General features: G+C 72.3%; 18 protein-coding genes and 1 tRNA gene. 6 read left to right on the top strand and 13 right to left on the bottom strand.

The genetic code is table 11. The features are described from left to right. Positions 1 to 9: 9 nt before the first annotated feature. The 4 genes from H1D33_RS04310 to H1D33_RS04295 are packed head-to-tail and all read right to left on the bottom strand — an operon-like array spanning position 10 to position 4101. A complete protein-coding gene (locus H1D33_RS04310) occupies positions 10 to 951 on the bottom strand; it encodes a carbohydrate ABC transporter permease (protein WP_091066649.1) in 942 nt (313 codons plus the stop codon). A gap of 22 nt (positions 952 to 973) precedes the next feature. Beyond that, a complete protein-coding gene (gene ngcE, locus H1D33_RS04305; RefSeq protein WP_181569291.1) occupies positions 974 to 2386 on the bottom strand; it encodes an N-acetylglucosamine/diacetylchitobiose ABC transporter substrate-binding protein in 1413 nt (470 codons plus the stop codon). A gap of 24 nt (positions 2387 to 2410) precedes the next feature. Next, positions 2411 to 3160 (bottom strand): SIS domain-containing protein, encoded by a 750-nt coding sequence (locus H1D33_RS04300; RefSeq protein WP_181569292.1) that lies wholly within the window; start codon positions 3158 to 3160, stop codon positions 2411 to 2413. Next, on the bottom strand, positions 3157 to 4101 hold the full coding sequence (locus H1D33_RS04295; protein ID WP_181569293.1) for a MurR/RpiR family transcriptional regulator: 945 nt from the start codon (positions 4099 to 4101) through the stop codon (positions 3157 to 3159). Before H1D33_RS04295 ends, H1D33_RS04300 begins: the two co-directional genes overlap by 4 nt. 158 nt (positions 4102 to 4259) lie before the next feature. On the opposite strand from H1D33_RS04295, the gene H1D33_RS04290 reads away from it, so the two are divergent. Next, positions 4260 to 5249 (top strand): N-acetylglucosamine kinase, encoded by a 990-nt coding sequence (locus H1D33_RS04290; RefSeq protein ID WP_181569294.1) that lies wholly within the window; start codon positions 4260 to 4262, stop codon positions 5247 to 5249. Positions 5250 to 5882: 633 nt separating this feature from the next. On the opposite strand, the gene H1D33_RS04285 is transcribed toward H1D33_RS04290, so the two are convergent. The 4 genes from H1D33_RS04285 to ngcE (H1D33_RS04270) are packed head-to-tail and all read right to left on the bottom strand — an operon-like array spanning position 5883 to position 9720. Next, complete coding sequence (locus tag H1D33_RS04285; RefSeq protein ID WP_181569295.1) at positions 5883 to 6437, bottom strand: hypothetical protein; 555 nt, start codon at positions 6435 to 6437, stop codon at positions 5883 to 5885. 46 nt (positions 6438 to 6483) lie between these two features. Continuing rightward, positions 6484 to 7389 (bottom strand): carbohydrate ABC transporter permease, encoded by a 906-nt coding sequence (locus tag H1D33_RS04280; RefSeq protein WP_181569296.1) that lies wholly within the window; start codon positions 7387 to 7389, stop codon positions 6484 to 6486. Then, on the bottom strand, positions 7386 to 8297 hold the full coding sequence (locus H1D33_RS04275) for a carbohydrate ABC transporter permease (RefSeq protein WP_181569297.1): 912 nt from the start codon (positions 8295 to 8297) through the stop codon (positions 7386 to 7388). The genes H1D33_RS04280 and H1D33_RS04275 overlap by 4 nt, the downstream gene beginning before the upstream one ends. A 7-nt stretch (positions 8298 to 8304) precedes the next feature. Further along, positions 8305 to 9720 (bottom strand): N-acetylglucosamine/diacetylchitobiose ABC transporter substrate-binding protein, encoded by a 1416-nt coding sequence (ngcE, locus tag H1D33_RS04270; RefSeq protein ID WP_181569298.1) that lies wholly within the window; start codon positions 9718 to 9720, stop codon positions 8305 to 8307. Between the two features lie 145 nt (positions 9721 to 9865). Here ngcE (H1D33_RS04270) and H1D33_RS04265 point away from each other — a divergent pair, with 145 nt between their 5' ends. Then, positions 9866 to 11302, top strand: coding sequence for an acyltransferase family protein (locus H1D33_RS04265; protein WP_181569299.1), 1437 nt, complete (start codon positions 9866 to 9868; stop codon positions 11300 to 11302). On the opposite strand, the gene H1D33_RS04260 is transcribed toward H1D33_RS04265, so the two are convergent. From H1D33_RS04260 to H1D33_RS04250, 3 genes are all read right to left on the bottom strand, one after another. Then, positions 11274 to 12764, bottom strand: a complete 1491-nt coding sequence (locus H1D33_RS04260) for a CoA-acylating methylmalonate-semialdehyde dehydrogenase (protein WP_181569300.1) — start codon at positions 12762 to 12764, stop codon at positions 11274 to 11276. The genes H1D33_RS04265 and H1D33_RS04260 overlap by 29 nt on opposite strands. Then, positions 12761 to 14062, bottom strand: coding sequence for an aspartate aminotransferase family protein (locus H1D33_RS04255; RefSeq protein WP_181569301.1), 1302 nt, complete (start codon positions 14060 to 14062; stop codon positions 12761 to 12763). The genes H1D33_RS04260 and H1D33_RS04255 overlap by 4 nt, the downstream gene beginning before the upstream one ends. Before the next feature lie 181 nt (positions 14063 to 14243). Then, positions 14244 to 14930, bottom strand: a complete 687-nt coding sequence (locus H1D33_RS04250; protein ID WP_181569302.1) for a Tat pathway signal sequence domain protein — start codon at positions 14928 to 14930, stop codon at positions 14244 to 14246. A 165-nt stretch (positions 14931 to 15095) separates the two neighbouring features. On the opposite strand from H1D33_RS04250, the gene H1D33_RS04245 reads away from it, so the two are divergent. From H1D33_RS04245 to H1D33_RS04235, 3 genes are all read left to right on the top strand, one after another. Further along, a complete protein-coding gene (locus tag H1D33_RS04245) occupies positions 15096 to 15836 on the top strand; it encodes a TetR/AcrR family transcriptional regulator (protein WP_246412268.1) in 741 nt (246 codons plus the stop codon). Positions 15837 to 15981: 145 nt separating this feature from the next. Continuing rightward, positions 15982 to 16611, top strand: a complete 630-nt coding sequence (locus H1D33_RS04240; protein ID WP_181569304.1) for a DUF6230 family protein — start codon at positions 15982 to 15984, stop codon at positions 16609 to 16611. 1 nt (position 16612) lies between these two features. Next, positions 16613 to 17107, top strand: coding sequence for a DUF6114 domain-containing protein (locus H1D33_RS04235; protein ID WP_181569305.1), 495 nt, complete (start codon positions 16613 to 16615; stop codon positions 17105 to 17107). 3 nt (positions 17108 to 17110) lie between these two features. On the opposite strand, the gene murD is transcribed toward H1D33_RS04235, so the two are convergent. Further along, on the bottom strand, positions 17111 to 18457 hold the full coding sequence (murD, locus tag H1D33_RS04230) for a UDP-N-acetylmuramoyl-L-alanine--D-glutamate ligase (protein WP_181569306.1): 1347 nt from the start codon (positions 18455 to 18457) through the stop codon (positions 17111 to 17113). Positions 18458 to 19028: 571 nt separating this feature from the next. Further along, a tRNA-OTHER gene (locus H1D33_RS04225) sits at positions 19029 to 19132 on the bottom strand. On the opposite strand from H1D33_RS04225, the gene H1D33_RS04220 reads away from it, so the two are divergent. Beyond that, positions 19112 to 19894, top strand: a complete 783-nt coding sequence (locus tag H1D33_RS04220) for a MurL C-terminal domain-containing protein (protein ID WP_181569307.1) — start codon at positions 19112 to 19114, stop codon at positions 19892 to 19894. The genes H1D33_RS04225 and H1D33_RS04220 overlap by 21 nt on opposite strands. Positions 19895 to 20189 lie beyond the last annotated feature (295 nt).

Genomic DNA, 20189 nt, shown 5'->3' with positions numbered 1-20189 from the left:
GCGCCTCCTTCAGTACTCGATACGGTCACGACGGGTGATCCTCAGCTGCAGCGCGGCGAGCAGGATCGTGAAGATCGCCAGCGCCACACCCATCGCGCAGGCGTAGCCGAACTGGCCCTTCTGGAACGCGGTGAAGTTGAGCACCGACGCGAAGATCTCACTGGCGTGGTTCGGCCCGCCCTGGCTCGGCGTCATGACGAAGACCAGCGCGTACATGTCCAGCGCGATGAAGCCGAGGTAGACCCAGGCGACCGAGATGGTGTCGCGCAGCAGCGGCAGGGTCACCTTGAAGAACGTGTGGAACCGGCCCGCGCCGTCGAGGATGGCGGCCTCGTAGATGTCCTTCGGGATCGACTGCATGGCCGCGGAGAAGAGCACCATGTAGAAGCCGGCGCCGCTCCACACCGCGATGAGCAGCAGCCACCAGAGCACCGCCGGGATGCCGAGGAACGGCTCCGGGTCGGCGGTGAAGGCGATCGGGTTGTCCGCGTCCACCAACCCGATCTTGATCAGCAGTCCGTTGATCAGCCCCTGCTCGTCGCTGCGGTAGATCTGCTGCCACATCACCGCGACGACGACCAGCGAGAGCACCTGCGGGAAGAAGAAGATGACCTTGTAGAGGCCGGATCCGAACACCCCTCGGATGCCGGCCCTGTCCTCGCGCCCGCCCACGTTGAGCAGGAACGCGAGGAGCAGGGCCAGCCCGATGGTGAACAGCGGCACGGTGACCAGGAAGAAAACGTTGTGCCAGAACGCCTTCCGGATCAGTTCGTCGGAGAACAGCCGGACATAGTTGTCCAGCCCGACGAAGCGCTGGGAGTCCGAGTACCCACCCCAGTCGGTCAACGAGTACCCGGCCGCCTGCGCGAACGGCCACACCACGTAGAACAGGTACAGCGCGACGGGCAGGGCCAGGAAGCCCGTGACGAAACGCGCGACTCCGTGCCGCATTTGACTCACTTCCTCGACGAGATCAGGCGGTGCGGGTCTGCTTCTTGATCGACGAGTCCTTGGCGACCTTGTCGGCGGCCGCCTGCATCTTGTCGACGAACTGCTGGGCGGTGAGCCGGCCGGCGAAGAGCTCCTCGGAGAGGTTCTGGCTCTCCTTGTCCAGGTCGGCGTAGAAGTCCGGGAACTTGACCGAGATCAGGTCCGAGCTGCCACCCTTCACCAGGGCGTTGGCCGAGGCGAGCGCGCTGTCCTGGACCTTGTCGCCGGAGCCCTTGGTCGAGGCCAGCGACTTGGTCAGCTCGGCGAACTTCGCCGAGCCCTCCTTGGACAGGATGGCCCGCAGGAACTCCTTGGCGGCCGCCTTGTTCGGCGCCTTGCTGGGCACCACGAAACCCTCGCCGGAGGAGGCGAAGACGTCCTTGGCGGACTTGTCGCCGCTGTTGCTCCAGTAGTCCGAGATGGTCAGCTCGAAGCCCGGCGGGATGGTCGCCGCCATCTCGTTCTTCAGCCACGTGCCGACCTGGATGAACGCGGCCTTGCCGTCCAGCCACGCCTGCTGCGACTGGGTGTGGTTGAGCTTGCCCGGCAGCAGCAGCTTGTCCTTGACCAGCTTCTCCCACGGCTGGAGCGCCGCGACGATGCCGTCGGCCTTCCAGGCGCCGTCCTTCAGGTTGTCGATGTCGATGACGGCCTGCTTGCCGACCGCCTTCCAGATGCTGGCGAACAGCCCCCAGCGCGGGTAGTAGCCGTGGATGGCGTCGTGCACGTACGGCGCCATGCCCTTGGCCTTGATCTTCGGCGCCAGGGCGAAGAACTCGTCCCAGGTCGTCGGCGCCGTCCAGCCCTCCTTCTTGAACAGGGCGGCGTTGTACCAGTTGCCCCAGACCGTGTAGGCCACGTTCACCACGTAGAACTTGCCGTTCTGGGTGCCGTCGCCGACCGTGCCCGGCAGCAGCGAGTCGCCGACCGTGCCCTCGCCGTCCCAGGCGGGCGCGGTGAGCAGGTCGTCGAGCGGCTCGATGGCGCCCTCGTTGATCAGCGTGCTGCGGTCCATCATGTCGGCGCCCGAGTTCATCACCAGGTCGCTCGGCTGGGTCGCCATCTTCGGCTGCTCTTCGGTCTTGATCTTCTGGGTGGAAGACATGTTGACCGTGACCTTGGGGTGCTTGGCGTTGAAGACGACGGTGTCCTCCTTGGCCCACTGGTCGCCCAGCCCACCGTTGAAGACCACCACCTTGACGGCGCTGTCGTCCTTGACGCCGAACGGGTTGTCCTTGCTCTTGGCCGCGCCGCCGCCGCTGTCGGACTTGCTCGGCTCGCTGCCGGCGCAGGCGCTGAGCAGACCGGCCGCCGGAACGGCCAGCAGGCCCGCCGCGCCGGCGCGCTGCAGCAGGGTCCGACGGCTGAGGTCGGACTTCTCGGGGGTAACCGACATGGTGTCTCTCCTTGTGGTGTCGGGTCAGGCGGTCCGCCGGAGGCGCCCGGCGTACCGCGACTCGAGGGCGAGGTTGTGCTCGTCCCCACCGGGGACGTTGGCGGAGAGGTAGATAGGGGGTACCTCTCCGGCCTGGTGGAACCGTCGTACGACCTCGGCGGTCAGCAGCTGCGCCAGCAGCGCCGCGGTGACCGAGGAGACCGCACAGACCGCGCCGCCGCCCTCGAGCGGCAGCAGTGCGTCGCCGTACGGCGCGCCGTTGTCCAGCACGACGTCGGCGAGGTCGGCGAGCCGGTGCCCGGAGGGGTGCCGAGGGGCGACCCGGGCGGTGTGCTCGACCGAGGTGACCGCGATCAACGGATGACCACCGCGCTTGACCAGCGTCGCCAGCTCGACCACCGAGCCGTTGATGCCTGATTGCGAGGCGACCACGAACACGTCCTCCGGCTGCGGCGCGGCCAGGGCGTAGAGCCGGTGCGCCACCTCCGGGTCGCGTTCCAGCTTGGGGTCGGCGAGCACGTCGCGGGGCGCGTCGCCGTGCAGCACGAGGTCGTGCAGGGAGAGTCGGTTGGTGGGGACCAGACCGCCGGCGCGCGCCACCAGCTCGGCGGCGAACGCCTCGGAGTGGCCGGCGCCGAACGCCTGCAGGACACCACCGGCGCGCAGGCCGCCGGCGATCAGGTCCGCCGCCCGGTCCACCGCCACCGCCTGGCTGTCCACCAGCCGGTCGAGCACCGGGCGGACGGCGTCCGCGTACCGCTGGGCACTGATCATGAGAGGGACCCCTTCGCGGCCTTGTGCCCGTCGACGGCCTGGGCGGTACGCCGGAAGGCCGCGTGGGCGCGGTCGTGGGTGCGCTGCGCCACCGCGATGTAGAGCAGGTCGAGCACGACGAGCTGCGGGTGCCGGGCGGAGAGCGCGTCCGGCCGGAAGGTCGTCGCCTGGCTGGCGGTGACCAGGACGATGTCGGCGAGTTCGGCCAGCGGCGAGCGGGGGAAGCCGGTCAGCGCGACGGTGGTCGCACCCCGGCTGCCGGCCTCGGCGAGCAGCTCGATGGTCTCCCGGGTCTGGCCGGTGTGCGAGATGCCGAGCGCGACGTCGCCGACGCCGAGCAGCGCGGCGCTGGCCAGCCCCTCGTGCACATCGCTCCAGGCCCAGGCGGCCACCCCGATGCGGTGCAGGCTGAACTGCATCTCCTCGCCGACCAGGGCGCTGCCGCTGGCGCCGAAGATGTTCACCCGGTTGGCCCCGGCGATGGCGACCGCCGCCCGTTCCACCTCGGCCAGGTCGAGCAGCGCGGCGGTGTCGTGCATGGCGCGGGTGTCGGCGGCCATGATCTGGTCGAGCACCCGGGACAGCGGGTCGCCGGGCTGGATCTCCCGGCCGATGTCCACGGTCCAGCCGGCGGAGCGGGCCCGGCCGGTCTCGGCGGCGATGCCGAGCCGCAGGTCGGCGTAGCCCTCGAAGCCCATCGCCCGGCAGAACCGGGTGATCGTCGCGGGTGAGGTGCCGCTCCGCTCGGCCAGCTCCACGATGGTCGCCCGGGCCGCCGCCTCCGGGTCGCTGAGCACGTGCTCGGCGACCCGGCGCAGCGCCCCGGTCAGCTCACCCGCGCCGGCCCGGACCCTGGCCAGCACCCCGTCGCCCCGCCGGTCGGCCGGGGCGGCATCGACCACCGCGGTCGCCGCGGAGGTGTCGACGTCGTGCTCGGCCATCGGCGGGAGCCTTTCGGAAAAGAGTGTTAACTGTTAGTGGTAAAAGTTCTTACTGAAGGGCCCTCCGTGTCAAGACCGTGGGCGAAGTTTTCAAACTGTTACCTGGGACGCCGGCGCGATCTTGCGCCGGACACACCCGGGCGGCCAGCATGAGGACCATGTCGGACACCGTCGTGGTCGGCCTCGACGTCGGGGGCACGTCCACCCGCGCCACCGCCCTGAGCCTCGACGGGGCCCGCCTGGGCACCGGCCGCGCCGGCGGCGGCAACCCGACCAGCCACGGCGCCGAGCCGGCCGCCGCCGAACTGCTCGCCGCCCTGCGCGCGGCGCTCGCCGACGTCGATCCCACCCGGGTACGCGCCGGCGTGATCGGCCTCGCCGGCGCCGGCCGCCTCCTGGCCGACCCGCTGGGGCGCGCCGCGTTCGACCGGGCCTGGGCCGAGGCGGGGCTGCGCTGCCCGTACACGGTGCACGGCGACGCCCTGGTCGCCTACGCCTCCGGCACCGCCGCCCCGGACGGCACCGTGCTCATCGCCGGCACCGGCGCGATCGCCGCCCAGGTGCGCGACCTGCGCCTGGACCGCACCGCCGACGGCCACGGCTGGCTGCTCGGCGACGCCGGCTCCGGGTTCTGGCTCGGCCGCGAGGCGGTCCGCCGACTGCTCGCCGACCTGGACCGCGCCGACGCGCCGGGCGAGTTGGGCCGCCAGGTGCTGGCGGAGCTGACCGGCGCCGACGAGGTCGCCGCCCGCCCCCGCGCGACTGTCGACGCCGTGGTGCAGGCGGTCACCCGGCGTACGCCGGTGGAGCTGGCCCGCTTCGCGCCGCTGGTCGTGGCGGCGGCCCGCACGGGCGAGCCGACCGGCACCGCCCTGATCGCCGAGGCCGCCGCGTTGCTGGCCGAGAGCGTGTCCCGGATCCGGCCCGCCGGCGCGACCGACCCCGTGGTGCTCGGCGGCGGCCTGCTCACCGGCGACACCCCGCTGGCCGCCGCGGTCCGCGCCGAACTGGCCCGCCGCTGGCCGGCCGCGCCCCGGCACAGTGCCGGGGACGGCGCCGCCGCCGCGGCCTGGCTCGCCGCCCGGGACCTGCCCGAGGTGACCGACCCGACGGCGCTGCACGCCCGGCTCGTCCCGCCGCCCACCTGACCCGCGCCCCGCGCCCCGCGCCCCGCGCCCCGCGCCCCGCGCCCCGCGCCCCGCGCCCCGCGCCCCGCGCCCCGCGCCCCGCGCCCCGCGCCCCGCGCCCCGCGCCCCGCGCCCCGCGCCCCGCGCCCCGCGCCCCGCGCCCCGCGCCCCGCGCCCCGCGCCGACGGATGGTAGTCCTCCACGCCCCCCTTTGGAGCTGAGAGCAGGCACGACTCAACGCGGTCGAAGGCAGCAGCGGTGTGTGAGTCGTTCCTGCTCTCAGCTCCAAAGGCATCCGCGAGTCGTCCTGCCCGTCGGCGGCGGGCGGTCGCACGGTGCCGACGAACTTGATGACGCGGGTGAATCAGGGGCGGTCCGGCCGCCGTGACTCGTTCGCGTCATCAAGTTTGTCGGCACGGACCGGCTACCTCACCCTCCCGGCCCGCGGGCGTCGGGAACGGGTCCGTCGGCGGTAAGGGCCGGGCGGTGCGGCGGGCCGCCCCGTCGAGCCGCTGATCGGGTCGGGGGACGGTCGACGACGCCGCCCGGCCGATCCGATCAGAATCGGTCAGCAGCGCCAGTCCCCATGGGAGATTCTTCCGATCGGACGCGACGAGGGCCGGCCGACAGCATCGGCCGGCCCTCGGGGTCCGCTCAGGCGTTCGGGTTGCCCTGCTGCCCGGGGTGCCACCCCTGCTGAGCCGCCTGGCCCGGGTGCGCAGCGGGCGGCGGGTACGCCCCGCCCTGCTGCGAGGCGCCATAGGGCGCGGACTGACCCTGCTGCGGGGTGCCATAGGGCGCGGGCTGACCCTGCTGCGGCGCGCCAAACTGGGCCGGCTGGCCCTGCTGCGGCGCGCCAAACTGGGCCGGCTGGCCCTGCTGCGGGGTGCCGTACGGGGCGGGCTGGCCCTGGGCGGGCGGGAAGCCGGGGGCCGGCTGGCCGTGCCCGGACGGCGGGAACATGCCCTGCTGCGGCGGACCGGCGAACTGGTGCGCCGCGGCCCGCTCGCGCGCCTCCTTGCGGGCCTTCACCGCGCGCACGATCAACAGTATCGGCAGGATGAAGACGTAGAAGAAGATCCGGTAGTCGCCGCCGTCGAAGAGGAACAGCAGGTAGAAGCCGTACCCGAAGAAGGCCAGGCCGACGACCACGTTGAGGATGCGCGAACCGGTCCCCTGCTCCTTGATGGCGACGCCGACGGCGACCATCGCGATGCCGCCGATGAGTGTGCCGGCTCACCTTATTGGAACGACCTCACTTGAGCTGCCCGGCGGTCAGGCCAGCCTGGATCTGGCGCTGGAAGGCCACGTAGACCACCAGCACCGGCAGCACCGCGATGGTCAACCCGGCGAAGAGCTGGGCGTAGTCGCCGGCGTAGCCCTGGCTGACCGCGAGTGAGCTGAGGCCCTGGGCGAGCATCCGGTTCGGCCCGTCGCCGGGGATGAGCACCTGGGGCAGCAGGAACTGGTTCCAGTGGCTGAGGAAGTTGAAGATCCCCACACTGATCAGTCCCGGTCGCGCCATCGGCAGCATCACCCGGAAGAAGAGCCGGAAGTGGCCGCAACCGTCGATCATCGCGGCCTCCGCCACCGAGGTCGGCAGCGTACGGAAGAACGCGGTCAGGAAGAACACCGTGAACGGCAGCGAGTACGCCGTGTACACCAGGATCAGCCCCGGCCAGGTGCCGAGCAGGCCCACGCTGCGCACCACGAAGAAGAGCGGCACCAGCGCCAGGAACACCGGGAACATCATGCCGCCGACGAACAGGTAGTAGACCACCTGACGACCGCGGAACTCGTAGCGGGCGAAGACGTACGCGGCGGTGGCGCCGAGCAGCATGGTCAGAGTCAGCGAGCCGGTCACCACCACCAGGCTGTTGAAGAAGAACCGGCCGATGTGGGCGGTGGTCCAGGCCCGCGCCCAGTTGTCGAACCGCAACGCCTCGGGCAGGCCCCACGGGTCGGCGATGATCTCGCCGTTGCTCTTCAGCGAGCTGAGCAGCATCCAGGCCAGCGGCAGGATGGTCATCGCCGCCCAGAGCAGCAGGAACCCGTGTGAGAAGGCGTTCGCCACCCCCGTCTCGCGGCGCGGCGGGCGGTCCGCCGGGGCGGTGTCGCGCGGTACGGCGGCGGTGGGCGCGCCGGTGTCGACTGTGGTCACGAGTACTCGATCCGATCACGCCGGGCGGTCCGCAGCGCCAGCACCGCCACCGAGAGGGTCAGGAAGAACATGGCCACGCCGATCGCCGACGCGTACCCGAACTTGTTCTCGCTGCCGAACGAGGTGTCGTACATCCGCAGGCCGATCACGTCGGAGGAGAAGTTCGGGCCGCCGTTGGTCATGAGCTGGACCAGGATGAAGCCGTCCAGCGCGGCGATGGCCAGGTAGATCCAGGCGACCTGGATGGTGTCCCAGAGCAGCGGGATGGTGATCTTGCGCAGCATGGTGGCCCGGGACGCGCCGTCGAGCAGCACCGCCTCGTAGATGTCACGCGGGATGGCCTGCATGGCGGCGCCGAACAGCACCACGTAGAACCCGACGTTGCTCCACACCATCACGGCCAGCACGCACCAGAACGCGAACCGCGGATCGCCCAGCCAGGCCGGCGGCTCGGCCAGCCCGACCGCGCGTAGCGCGCCGTTGAGCAGGCCGCTGGTCGGACTGTAGATCTCCTTCCACAGCAACGCGATGATCACCACGGAGAGCACCTGCGGGAAGAAGTAGACCAGCCGGTAGACCGAGGTTCCACGTACCCCGGTCACCCCGGCGCGGCCCTTGCGGCCCCCCATGGTGAGCATGCTGGCGAAGAAGAGACCCAGCGCGATGGTCACCACCGGCACCACCGCGAGCAGGATCGCGTTGTTCTTCAGCGCGTTCCAGACGTACCCGTCGTGCAGCAGGGTGCGGAAGTTCGCCAGGCCGACCTGGTCGGCCTGCGCGGAGTAGCCCAGCCAGTCGGTGGTCGAGATCTGGAACGCCTGGAGGTACGGCGAGAGCACGAAGATGCCGTAGACCGCCAGCGGTGGCAGCAGGAAGCTGAGGATCAGCGGGAGTCGACCGTGTCGCATCCGATCGTCACGCGGCCCGCTTGTACTTCTTGACCGAGGTGTCCTGCGCGATCGAGTCGGCGCCCTTCTGGCACTGGTCGAGGAACTCGGCCGGGGAGATCCGGCCGCTGAAGAACTCGCCGCAGGCCGCGTCGACCAGGTTGCGCTCCAGCTTGCGGTAGTAGTTGTTGTAGACCCAGTTGAAGCCGTTGGACCCGGACGCGTCGAGCGCCTTGACCACGGTGGCGAGCCCGAACGGCAGCTCGACGCCGTCAGTGGCGCCGGCGACCACGGGCAGGCTGGCGACCTTCTTCGTGAAGTCCTGCGCGCCCTTGCGCGACAGCATGGTCCGGAAGTATTCCAGCCCGCCGGCGGTGTTCTTCGCCTTCGCCGGCACCATGAACGGCTCGCCCGCGGTGCCTCGGATCGCCTCGAACGGCAGCTTGTCGCCGCTGCCCAGGCTCGGGGTGGGCGCGACGGTCATGTTGAACCCGGCCGGGGTGACGTCCTTCTGCTCGCTCTCCAGCCAGGAGCCGCAGGAGATGAACGCGGCCTTGCCCTGGCACCAGGCGGTCTGCGACTGCTTGTGGTCCAGGCCCGGGGAGCCGGCGAGGATGAACTTGTCCTTGACGATCTGGTACCAGGCGTCGGCGGCGGTCTTCATGGCGTCCGACTTCCAGGCGTTGGGCTCCAGGTTGTCGATGGCCAGCGCGACCGAGGGCCCGCCCAGCTTGATCGCGGTGGAGATCAGCGGCCAGCTCATGTAGCGGGGGTGCAGGCCGGCGTACGTCCAGGGGGCGATGCCGGCGGCCTTGATCTGCCGGCAGAGCGCGATGTGCTCGTCCCAGGTCTTGGCGTAGGTCCAGCCGCGGTCGGCGAAGAGCTTGGTGGAGTGCCAGATGCCGTACACCGTGTAGGTGTAGTTGAGCACCAGGAACTTGCCGTCGTAGGAGCCGACCTCGACGGTGCCGGGCAGCAGCGTGTCCTTGACCGTCTTGCCGGGTGCGTCGAGGCTCGGCGCGGCGAGCAGGTCGCTCAGGTCGGCCAGCGCGTTCTGCGAGACCAGGCCGTTGAAGTCGATCTGGCCGGCGCCGGAGTTGTTGACCACGTCCGGCGGGCTGCCGTCGACGAAGCGCGGCTGGAGTGTCTTGCTGATCTCCTGGGTGGCCGAGTGCTTGATCTCCGCCTTCGGGTACCTCTCCTTGTACATGGCCTCGTGGGCCTTGGCGTAGTCCTCGCCGAAGCCGCCGTTGAAGATGACCACCTCGAGCGGGGCGTCCTCCTTCACGCCGAGCGGGTTCTGCTCGCTCTTGGTGCCCTTGTACGCCCCGGCGTCGCCCTTGTCGTCGCCGCCGGAGGTGGCACATCCGGTGAGCAGCCCGGCGGCGGGGGTGGCCAGCAGGCCGGCGGCGGCGCTGCGTCGAAGGATCTCACGCCTGTTCATCGCATCTCCTCGTTGGCTCTGTCGCTTCTCTTCACGAGACACGTTTTCGTTGAAGAATTTCTACGCCGACGAGACGCGGACCACAAGACCTCAGGGCCGAACCGTTATCCGTACCGGTCGGCGGAGGCTGGCATAGCCTGGGCTCATGCGCCGCCTGCGGCAGCTCGCCGAGCGCACGCCGCCGGGGCGGGATCGCTACGTCGACCTGCTCCGGGCGCTGGCCATCGCCATGGTCGTCCTCGGCCACTGGGGCGTGACCGTGATCGGCCACGAGCACGGCCGTCCGTCCGGCCACTCGGCGCTGGCCGACCTGCCCTGGGCCTGGCCGCTGACCTGGGTGGCCCAGGTGATGCCGGTGTTCTTCCTGGTCGGCGGCTACGCCAACGCCGCCTCGCTGACCGCCCGCCGGGCCCGGGGCGGCACCGCGACCGGCTGGCTGGTGGACCGCAGTGCCCGGCTGGTCCGGCCGACCACCGCGCTGCTGCTGGTGCTGGCCGCCGGCGCCACCGTCGCGACCCTGCGCGGGGCCGACCCGACGCAGGTCCGCACCGTGGTCTGGTTCGCCACCATCCCGCTGTGGTTCCTGGTCGCCTACTTCGTGGTGGTGGCGCTGACCCCGCCGATGTACGCGCTGCACCGCCGGTTCGGCCTCGCCGTCCCGGTGGCGCTGGCCGGTCTCGTCGCGCTCGGCGACCTCGGCCGGCTCCTCGGCCCGGCCGTCCTGGCCGACGGCAACTACCTGTTCGCCTGGCTGGCCGTGCACCAGCTCGGCTTCGCCTGGTACGACGCGAGCCGGCTGGACGCCCGCTCGACCGGGACGGCAGGCCCCGATCCGCGCCACGCCGCCGAGCGGACCGGCCTGCGCCGTCGGCGGCTGCCGCTGTCCCGTCGGGCGGGCGCGACGCTGGTGGCGGTCGGGCTGGCCGCGCTGGTGCTGCTCACGGTCGTCGGGCCGTACCCGGTGGCGATGCTGCACGTGGCCGGCGAGAAGCTGGACAACGCCGCCCCGCCCAGCGTGGCGCTGCTCGCCGCGGCCACCACCCAGCTCGGGCTGATCCTGCTGCTGCGCGGCCCGGCCGGGCGGCTGCTGCGCCGGTCCGGGGCGTGGCAGGCGGTGATCGCGGTCAACGCGGTGGTGCTGACCGTCTTCCTCTGGCACCTGACCGCCGCGGTCCTGCTGGTCGGCCTGCTCGACGCGCTCGGCGTGCTGCCCACTCCCCCGGTCGGCTCGGCGACCTGGTGGGCCTGGCGGATCCCGTGGCTGGCCGCCCTGGCCGTGGTGCTGACCGCGCTGGTCGCCGTCTTCGGCCCGATCGAGGCCCGCACCCGCCGTGTGTCGGGTCCGCCCGGCCGGCCGGGCAGCAGGCCCGGCGGCGGTGGCCGCGCCGGCGCGTACGGCCCGACGGCTACCGCGCTGGCCGTCGCCGGGTACGCCGCGCTGGTCGCCGGGCTGCTGCTGAACAGCCTGGCGCCGAAGACCGCGCCGGAGCCGCTCGGCCTGCCCGCCCCGGCGCTGGTGGCGTACCTGGCCGGGGCGGGACTGCTGCGGCTGCTCAGGTCTGGGTGGGGAAGCCGAGGTTGACCCCGCCGTGGCGCGGGTCGAGCCAGCGGCTGGTGACCACCTTGCCCCGGGTGAAGAACGCGACCCCGTCGGCGCCGTGCGCGTGCAGGTCACCGAAGAGCGACGCCTTCCACCCGCCGAACGAGTAGTAGGCCATCGGCACCGGGATCGGCACGTTGACGCCGACCATGCCGGCCTCCACCTCGTGCTGGTAGCGCCGGGCGGCACCGCCGTCGTTGGTGAAGATCGCCGTGCCGTTGCCGTACGGGCTGGCGTTGACCAGCTCCACCGCCTCGTCGTACGAGCCGACCCGCAGCACGCTCAGCACCGGACCGAAGATCTCGTCGGTGTAGATCGACATCTCCGGCCGGACGTGGTCGAAGAGGGTCGGGCCGAGCCAGAAGCCGCCCGGCTCGCCGTCCGGCGTGACGGTGCGCCCGTCCACCACCGGCACCGCGCCGGCCGACACCCCGGACTCGACGTACGACCGGACCCGCCGGGCGTGCGCGGCGGTGACCAGCGGTCCCATGTCGCAGCCGCGCCGGCCGTCCCCGGTGCGCAGCCGGGCCATCCGCTCGGCGATCCGCTCGACCAGCGCGTCGGCCACCGGCTCCACCGCGACCAGCGCGGAGATCGCCATGCACCGCTCCCCCGCCGAGCCGAACCCGGCGTTGACCGCGGCGTCGGCGGCCAGGTCCAGGTCGGCGTCGGGCAGCACCACCATGTGGTTCTTCGCCCCGCCCAGCGCCTGCACCCGCTTGCCGGCCAGCGCGCCGCGCTGGTGCACGTAGCGGGCCACCGGGGTGGAGCCGACGAACGACACGGCCTTCACGCCGGGGTGGTCGAGCAGCGCGTCGACCGCCTCCTTGTCGCCGTTGACCACGTTGAGCACCCCGTCGGGCAGGCCCGCCTCGGTGAACCACTCGGCCAGCAGCAGCGCCGCGCTCGGGTCCTTCTCGCTCGGCTTGAGCACCACCGCGTTGCCGCAGGCGATCGCCACCGGCACGAACCACAGCGGCACCATCACCGGGAAGTTGAACGGGGAGATCACCGCGACCACGCCCAGCGGCTGCCGCAGGCTGTACGAGTCGACCTCGGTGGACACGTTCTCGCTGAACCCGCCGCGCAGCGCCGAGGCGATGCCGCAGGCGTACTCGATCACCTCCAGGCCGCGCTGCACCTCGCCGGCGGCGTCCGCGAGGACCTTGCCGTGCTCGGCGGTGATCGCCTCGGCGAGCCGGTCGCGGCGGGCGTGCACCAGCTCGCGCACCGCGAACATCACCGCCGTGCGCCGGGCCAGCGAGGCGTCCCGCCAGTCGCGCGCGGCCCGCTCGGCGGCCTCCACCGCGCCGGCCACGTCGGCGGCGCCGGCCAGCGCCACCTGCCCGGTACGCCGGCCGGTGGCCGGGTCGAAGACGTCGCCGCGCCGCTCGGACTCCCCGGTGGTCCGCTTGCCGTCCACGTAGTGCCCGATGAGGTTCACGCCGCCGCTCCGATCGAGGTGCCGATCGCGTCGACCAGGATGGCCAGGCCCTCGCGGGCCTCGTCCTCGGTGAGCGTCAGCGGTGGACCCATCCGCACCACGTTGCCGTACAGGCCGCCCTTGCCGACCAGCAGGCCGCCGGCGCGGCACGCCTCGAAGACCCGGGTGGTCAGCTCCGGGTCCGGCTCGACGGTGCCGGGGCGGACGAACTCGACGGCCAGCATGAGGCCCTTGCCGCGTACCTCGGCGACCTGGTCCAGGCCGGCGGTGGCGGCCCGCAGGCCGTCGCCGAGGATGGCGCCGACGCGGGCCGCGTTGGCCTGCAGGTCGTTGTCGAGCAGGTAGTCGAGGACCGCGTTGCCGGCGGCGGTGGAGACCGGGTTGCCGCCGAACGTGGAGAAGCTGATCGCCGGCACCGCCTCCAGCACCTCGGCCCGGCCGACCACGCCGGCCAGGGCGAAGCCGTTGCCGATGCCCTTGGCGAAGGTGAGCAGGTCCGGGGTGACGCCGTGCGCCTGGTAGCCCCAGAAGTGCTCGCCGGTGCGCCCCCAGCCGGTCTGCACCTCGTCGCTGATCAGCAGGATGCCGTGCTCGTCGAGCACCTTCTTCCAGGCGGCGAGGAGCCCGTCCGGGCCGTGGGTGAAGCCGCCGACGCCCTGGATCGGCTCGGCGATCAGGCAGGCCACGTCGCCGGCGGTCTGGGTGGCGAGCACCTCGCGCAGGTCCTCGACCGCGGCGTCGACCCGGTCGTCGGCGTCGAGCCGGGCCAGCAGCCCGCGCAGCCGCTCGCCGGAGTGCAGCCAGGCCACCTGGAGCGGGTTGAGCGCGCTGGCCGACCAGCTCCGGTTGCCGGTGACGCCCATCGCCGCGTACGACCGGCCGTGGTAGCTGTTGCGCACGGCGAGGATCTGGTGCGAGCGCCGGTGGTTGGTGGCGACGAGCAACGCGGCCTCGTTCGCCTCGGTGCCGGAGTTGGTGAAGAAGACGCGCGCGTCGGGGATGCCGGAGACCCGGGCGACCTTCTCGGCCAGTTCGACCTGCTGGCGGATCAGGTAGAGCGTGGAGCTGTGCACCAGGCCGGTGGACAGTTGCCGCTGCACCGCCTCGCGGATCTCCGGGATGTCGTAGCCGATCATGTTGGTCAGCACGCCGCCGAAGAAGTCCAGGTAGCTGCGGCCGGCCGCGTCGGTGACCCGGCGGCCGGAGCCGGCGACCAGTTCGAGCGGTTCGGCGTAGTAGAGCGGCATCCAGGACGGGAGCACGGCCCGGTGCCGGGCCAGCAGGTCGTCGGTGGTCATCGGCGCACCCTTTCGGCGGCGGGTTGGTCCCCGCACGCTCCCACCGCGCGCGGGCAGGGACAACTGTCACTGTGTCGCGCGACGGCCCCGCCCACCTGACACCACGTACCCCGGTGGTGGCCGGCGCACGGCGGGGCCGGTGCCCGGCGAACCGCCGCGCACCGGCCCGCGAACCGGGTGGTCAGTTGACGTAGACGCCCGGGCTGCCGGTCTTGCTGGTGTCCTTCACCGGCGAGTACGTGGCGGTGAAGTAGGCGGTGCCGAAGCACAGCGACGGGCCGGAGAACTTGGTCAGGGTCTGGTTGGTGAAGGCGATCGAGTTGGTGGCGTTGGCCGCCGTGCCGGTGAGCGTGTTGGTGCTGGTCCGGTAGACGCAGGTGATCGGGCCGAGCAGCGAGTTCAGCACGACGGTGCTCTGGATCGGCGCGGCCGCGGTGCCGGAGATGGTGACCACGCCGGCGCTGGTGACCTTGGTGGAGTACGGCAGGTTGTTCACGGTCACGCTCTGCACGCCGGTGGTGCCGAAGACGTTCGTGGTGCAACTGGTGAACGTCTGCGCGGTGAGGCTCTCGGTGGCGGTGCCGGGGGCGGTCGGGTTGGTCAGCACCTTGGCGCTGAAGCTGGACGCGGCGCACTTGATGCCGGTGGTGCCGCTGGCCGAGTTGTAGAAGGTGGCGTTGGTGCCGGTCTTCAGGCTGGCCTGGATCACGTCGCCCACCGAGACCGCGGTGCCGGCCGGGGCCGGGTAGGTCAGCACGGCGCTGGCCAGCGCGGTGGTGGGGGCGGCGGTGGCGGGGGCGGCGCCGACCAGACCGGTCAGCAGCGCCAGGGCGGCGAGGCCCGCGCCGATACGTCCGTACCTGGGCATGGTGGTTCCTTCCGGCGGTGGGTGGAGACGGGCGGCGATAATGACAGCCGTCGAACCCTTCGGAGAGATCACTTTCGGTTACGGGCTGTCAACTGAGCGTGTCGAAAGTTATAAACCTCAGAGGGTCGTAAAGTCAACGCATCAAGGAGGGCCGATATCTTGACCATGCAGGGCCCGCCACCGCCCGCACCCCTGCCGGGTGCCCGGCACGGCCGCGACCCCGACCGCGCGATCAAGCGAGGCCCGCGGCGGGTGCCGGCCGAGGAGGTGGCCGCCACCCAACGCGACCGGCTCTTCGACGGCCTGGTGCGGGAGGTCGCCACCCGGGGGTACGACAACGCGCGGGTCAGCGACATCTGCCACGCCGCCGGGGTCACCCGGCCGGCCTTCTACGCCCTGTTCAGCGGCAAGCAGGACGCGTTCCTCGCCACGTACCGGCACGGCGTCGCGGTGGTCTCGCAGTTGATGGCGGCCGCCTACGCCGACGCCGGCCCGGCCTGGCCGGACGCCGCCCGGGCGGCGCTGCGCACCCTGCTCGACGTGCTGGCCAGCGTGCCCGCCTTCGCCCGGATGGCGCTGGTCGAGGTGGATGCCGCCGGCCCGGACGCGCGCCGCGAGCGCGACGCGCTGCTGCACAGCTTCCGCCGGTTCTTCGCCGACGCCGGCCCGGGGCCGGCGGTCCACGGCGTGGACCGCGACGTGCTGGTGTCCACGGTGGTCGGCGGCATCTACGCCACCATCCGCGCCCGGGTGACGCAGGGGCGGGCGGAGGAGCTGCCGCTGCTGCTGCCGGTGCTCACGTACGCGGCCACCGCGCCGTTCCTCGGCCCGGCGGAGGCCCGGCGGGCCACCCGGGCGGCCCGCCCGGACGACGGGCCGGCCGCGGTCGCGCCCTGCGCGCCCTGAGCACGGGTGGAAAACCGCAGCGGTTTTTCACTTTGGCCGCAATTGGCAGATACCGACTAACGATCTGTTGACCCGTCGTTTACTCAGCGGTAACTTCGGCCTGCACATCGTCGTGGATGAATTGATCTCGAAAGGGAGACTCGCCATGTCGGAGCAGACCGCACCGATCGTGCCCGGCCAACCGAGCAGCGGCGTGCGCTGGCGCCGGTTCGCCGTCACGCTCGGCGCCGTCGCGGCCGGCGCGGCCGGCATGGTCGTGCTGACCGCCCAGGGCGTGCTCGGCGCGCAGTTCGCCATCTCCGGAATGCCGTTCACCGTCACCGCCGACAAACTCGAGGGCACCGGGTTCGAGCAGTTCGCCACGCTCGACCAGATGATCCCGGACAGCCCCAACCAGGGCGACACCGGCGGCCAGGTGCTCGTCATCGTCTCCGCCATCGACAAGGCCGAGCTGACCAACCTCTGCCAGAGCATCAATCTGGGCGGGACCAACCTGCGGATCACCGCCGGCGGCGCCGGCAAGCCGGTCAGCGCCCGCACGCTCGTCGTCGACGGCGACGAGATCGCCGGCAACGCCTCGTTCAAGAAGATCAACGTCGGGCAGGACGCCAGCACCGTCGACCAGGTGCCCGGCGTCAAGGGCAACCCGGGCGTCTTCGCCCAGCAGGCCGACACGGTGACCATCACCAACCTGCGGCAGAACAACTACGCCACCACCGCCGCGATCTTCACGCTGCCCAACCTGCGCATGGGCTTCAGCTCCGACGGGTGCTGAGGTGAGCGCCGGACAACACGCGGCGCCGGCCGCCCGCCCCGCCGGGCGCTGGCGCCGCTGGCGGCGGGCCCGCCCCCTCACCGCCGGGGTGCTCGTCGCACTCGGCGGCGCCGAGATGCTGGTGACGCTGCGCGCGCCGCTCGGCGTGCTGCTGCACGTCGGGCCGCAGGGCCTCGCCGCCTACCTGGTCCCGGCGATCCTCGTGCTCTGCGGGGTGCTGCTGGTCGCCACCCCGCAGCAGCGGGTCTTCTACGCGCTGCTGTCGCTGCTGCTCGGGCTGGTCTCCTGGCTCACCTCGAACCTGGGCGGATTCCTGGTCGGCATGCTGCTCGCCCTGGTCGGCGGCGCGCTCGCGTTCGCCTGGACCCCGCACAAGCACCGGGCCGCACCCGCCACCCCGGCCACCAGCGAGCCGGCCGACGACACCGCGGCTCCGGAACCGGCGGCCCTCGACGCGCCGCCGACCCACGACACCTCACCTGCCGGCCGGGACTGAGCCTCAGCGGGCCGTGTCCGCGACCGCCTGCGCGAACACCTCGGAGCGGTGCTCGAAGTTGCGGAACCGGCCGTAGCTCGGCGCGGCCGGGGACAGCAGCACCACCCCGCCCGCCGGCGTGAGCTTGCGGGCCAGCCCGACGGCGGCGACCAGGTCGTCGGCCAGCTCGGTGCGCACCGCCGCCAGCCCGGCGAGCGCCTCGACGATGCGCGCGCCGCTGTCCGGGATGCCGATCACGGTGATCTCCCGCTCGGCCAGGTGCTCGCGCAGCGGCGCGTAGTCGAGGCCCCGGTCGGTGCCGCCGACGATCACCGTCAACGGCCGCCCCTCGTACGCGTCGATCGCGTGCATCGCCGCGTACGGGCTGGTGGCCAGCGTGTCGTCGACGAAGGTGAGCCCGGACGGGTCGGCGATCTCGGTCAGCCGGTGGGCCAGGCCCTGGAACTCGGCCACCGCCACCGCCAGGCTGTCCCGCCGCGCCACCACGTCCACGCCCAGCGCGTCCAGCACGGCCAGCGCGACGCACAGGTTGCCCTCGTTGTGCCGGCCGACCAGCGGCAGCACGGCACGCGGGAAGAGCGGCGCGTCGCGCAGGTGGAACCACGGCGTACCGTCCGGGCCGGTGGCCACGTGCGTGGTGTCCGGCGAGCCGGCCCGCACCGCGGCCCGGTCACCCAGCTCGACCGCCAGCCTCGGGTCGGCGCCGTTGACCACCACCGTGTGCGGGCCGTGCGCGATCAGGTTCAGCTTGTCCCGGTAGTACTCCCGCTCACCGCCGTGCGCGTCCAGGTGCTCCGGGAACAGCGCGGTCACCACCGCCACCCGCGGCGAGTCGGTCAGGTCGGCGCACTGGTAGCTGGACAACTCCAGCACGTACCGCTCCGCCTCCGGCAGGTCGAGCAGCGGCACGCCGATGTTGCCGCCGAACACGTTCGGCCGGTCCATCGCGGTGAGCAGGTGGCTGATCAGGCTGGACGTGGTGCTCTTGCCCTTGCTTCCGGTCACCCCGACGGTCCGGTCCGCGTGGTCGGCCATCCAGAGCGCGCTGCCCTGGGTGACCGCCACCCCGCGACGGCGCAGCTCCACCATCCACGGGTGGGTGTTCGGCACCCCGGGCGAGCGGACCACCACGTCGGCGGCGGCCAGCCGGTCGAAGCCCTCCTCGCCGGTGACCAGCGGCGCCGCCGCCGCGAGCGGGCCCTCCCAGGGCAGGCTCAGGAAGTTCGCGCTGTCGTCCACGGCGACCAGGCCGGCCGGGCCGTGCGCGGCGATCGCGATCACCGCGGCCCGACCCTCACGGCCGGCACCCCAGACGGCGACATGACGTCCGCGCAGATCAGACAGGCGCACAGGCTCTCCTCGGGCTCGGTCGGTGCTCGGCGGGCAGGGTCCGGCCCAGCCGGACACGGCCGGACGAACCAGGGCCTAGTATTGCGTGTGCCCAACGAGCAGCTCCGGCGGATGGACGCCTTCACCTTCCCGTCCTACTCGATCGACTTCGCCACCGGCGAGGTCCTGTTCGACTACGCCCTCACCGGACCCGACGGCGAGCAGCGGTTCACCGAGGTGATCACGCTCCCGCTGCCGACCGAGCCGGTCTCCGACGCCACCGCGGCCACCCTCGGTCGGGTGCTGGAACTGCTGCACGTGGTGGCCGGCGTCAGCTACTACAAGGCCGCCGCGCCGCCCCGGCTGGTGCTGCCGGCGCCGCTGGGCGCCGCCGCCGTCGAGCTGGTCACCGCCGTCTACACCAAGGGCCTCGCCGAGTACGCCTACCGCAACCAGTTGCCGCACGTGCTGGCGCTGCGGCCGGAGGTGCCGGCCGGCTCGGTCGGCCGGGCCGCCCCGCTGGACAACTCCGACCGGCGTCCGCTGTCGGCCGTCGGCGGCGGCAAGGACTCCATCGTCACGCTGGAGGCGCTGCGCCGGGCCGGATTCGACCCGGTGCCCTTCTCGGTCAACCCGAACCACGTGATCGTCTCGGTCAACGAGGCGTCCGACCTGGTGCCGCTGGCCGCCCGGCGCCGGCTCGACCCGGTGCTGTTCGACCTGAACGCGGCCGGGGCGCGCAACGGACACATCCCGGTCACCGCGATCAACTCGCTGATCGCGGTCGCCACCGCGGTCCTGCACGGTCTCGGCCCGGTGGTGATGTCCAACGAGCGCTCCGCATCCGACCCGAACCTGGTCTGGCAGGGCCACGAGATCAACCACCAGTGGTCCAAGGGCGTCGAGGCGGAAGGGCTGCTGCGCGCGGCGCTGGCCGAGCACGCCGGGCTCACCGAGCCGTACTTCTCGCTCCTGCGCTCCCTGTCCGAGCTGCACATCGCCCGACTGTTCGCCGAGATCGACCGCTACGACGCGGTAGTGACCAGTTGCAACGCCGCGTTCAAGCTGCGCGACGCCAGCGAGCGCTGGTGCCGCAACTGCCCGAAGTGCCGGTTCGTCTTCCTGGCCATGGCCCCGTTCATGTCCCGCGAGCGGCTCACCGGCATCTTCGGCGGCGACCTGCTGGCCGACGAGTCGCAGACCGCCGGCTACCGGGAACTGCTCGGCGTCGACGGGCACAAGCCGTTCGAGTGCGTCGGCGAGGTGGAGGAGTCGGTGGTCGCGCTGAGTTTGCTCGCACAGCAGGACCAGTGGCGCGACGCCCCGGTGGTCAAGGCGCTGGTGGCGGCGCTGCCCGACACCGCGTGGCAGGCGGCGTCGACCTCCGACGTCTTCACCCCCGGCGGGCCGAACTTCGTTCCCGCCCCCTACGCCAAGGCCCTCACCGCCCTCACCTGATCCGTCGCCCCGCCTCGCCTCCCGCGAAGCCCTTCGGTGCACCCGGGGGGTCCCGCCGTGGGTTGCCTGCCCGGCGTGAGACACCCACAGCGCTCCACCGACGAGATCAGCCGACCGTGAGTGGAACGCTGTGGGTGTCTCGGGGCCTCGTAGGCACACACAGCGTTCCACTCACGCCTGTCCCGTCCGCCTCGCGGGCCCCGGCTGCCCGTCGGCCATGTCTGTCCCGCCCCGCCTCTGCCCTGCCGGTTCCCGTCCGCGCCGCACGCACCTGCCCTGCCAGTCCGCCCCGCCC

Origin of the sequence: Micromonospora ferruginea (assembly GCF_013694245.2) — a bacterium.
GTDB classification, from domain to species: domain Bacteria; phylum Actinomycetota; class Actinomycetes; order Mycobacteriales; family Micromonosporaceae; genus Micromonospora; species Micromonospora robiginosa.
Note: the sequence above shows the minus strand (reverse complement) of the source record. Positions and strands in the feature narration are given on the sequence as shown.

What these genes read in the sequence shown, in the direction of transcription:
- H1D33_RS04300 (WP_181569292.1), bottom strand. Translation starts at nt 3,160, where the DNA reads ATGATCAGTGCCCAGCGGTACGCGGACGCCGTCCGCCCGGTGCTCGAC.
- H1D33_RS04285 (WP_181569295.1), bottom strand. Translation starts at nt 6,437, where the DNA reads ATGGTCGCCGTCGGCGTCGCCATCAAGGAGCAGGGGACCGGTTCGCGC.
- H1D33_RS04245 (WP_246412268.1), top strand. Translation starts at nt 15,096, where the DNA reads ATGCAGGGCCCGCCACCGCCCGCACCCCTGCCGGGTGCCCGGCACGGC.
- H1D33_RS04290 (WP_181569294.1), top strand. Translation starts at nt 4,260, where the DNA reads ATGTCGGACACCGTCGTGGTCGGCCTCGACGTCGGGGGCACGTCCACC.
- ngcE (WP_181569298.1), bottom strand. Translation starts at nt 9,720, where the DNA reads ATGAACAGGCGTGAGATCCTTCGACGCAGCGCCGCCGCCGGCCTGCTG.
- H1D33_RS04240 (WP_181569304.1), top strand. Translation starts at nt 15,982, where the DNA reads ATGTCGGAGCAGACCGCACCGATCGTGCCCGGCCAACCGAGCAGCGGC.
- H1D33_RS04310 (WP_091066649.1), bottom strand. Translation starts at nt 951, where the DNA reads ATGCGGCACGGAGTCGCGCGTTTCGTCACGGGCTTCCTGGCCCTGCCC.
- H1D33_RS04295 (WP_181569293.1), bottom strand. Translation starts at nt 4,101, where the DNA reads ATGGCCGAGCACGACGTCGACACCTCCGCGGCGACCGCGGTGGTCGAT.
- ngcE (WP_181569291.1), bottom strand. Translation starts at nt 2,386, where the DNA reads ATGTCGGTTACCCCCGAGAAGTCCGACCTCAGCCGTCGGACCCTGCTG.
- H1D33_RS04255 (WP_181569301.1), bottom strand. Translation starts at nt 14,062, where the DNA reads ATGACCACCGACGACCTGCTGGCCCGGCACCGGGCCGTGCTCCCGTCC.
- H1D33_RS04275 (WP_181569297.1), bottom strand. Translation starts at nt 8,297, where the DNA reads ATGCGACACGGTCGACTCCCGCTGATCCTCAGCTTCCTGCTGCCACCG.
- H1D33_RS04250 (WP_181569302.1), bottom strand. Translation starts at nt 14,930, where the DNA reads ATGCCCAGGTACGGACGTATCGGCGCGGGCCTCGCCGCCCTGGCGCTG.
- H1D33_RS04265 (WP_181569299.1), top strand. Translation starts at nt 9,866, where the DNA reads ATGCGCCGCCTGCGGCAGCTCGCCGAGCGCACGCCGCCGGGGCGGGAT.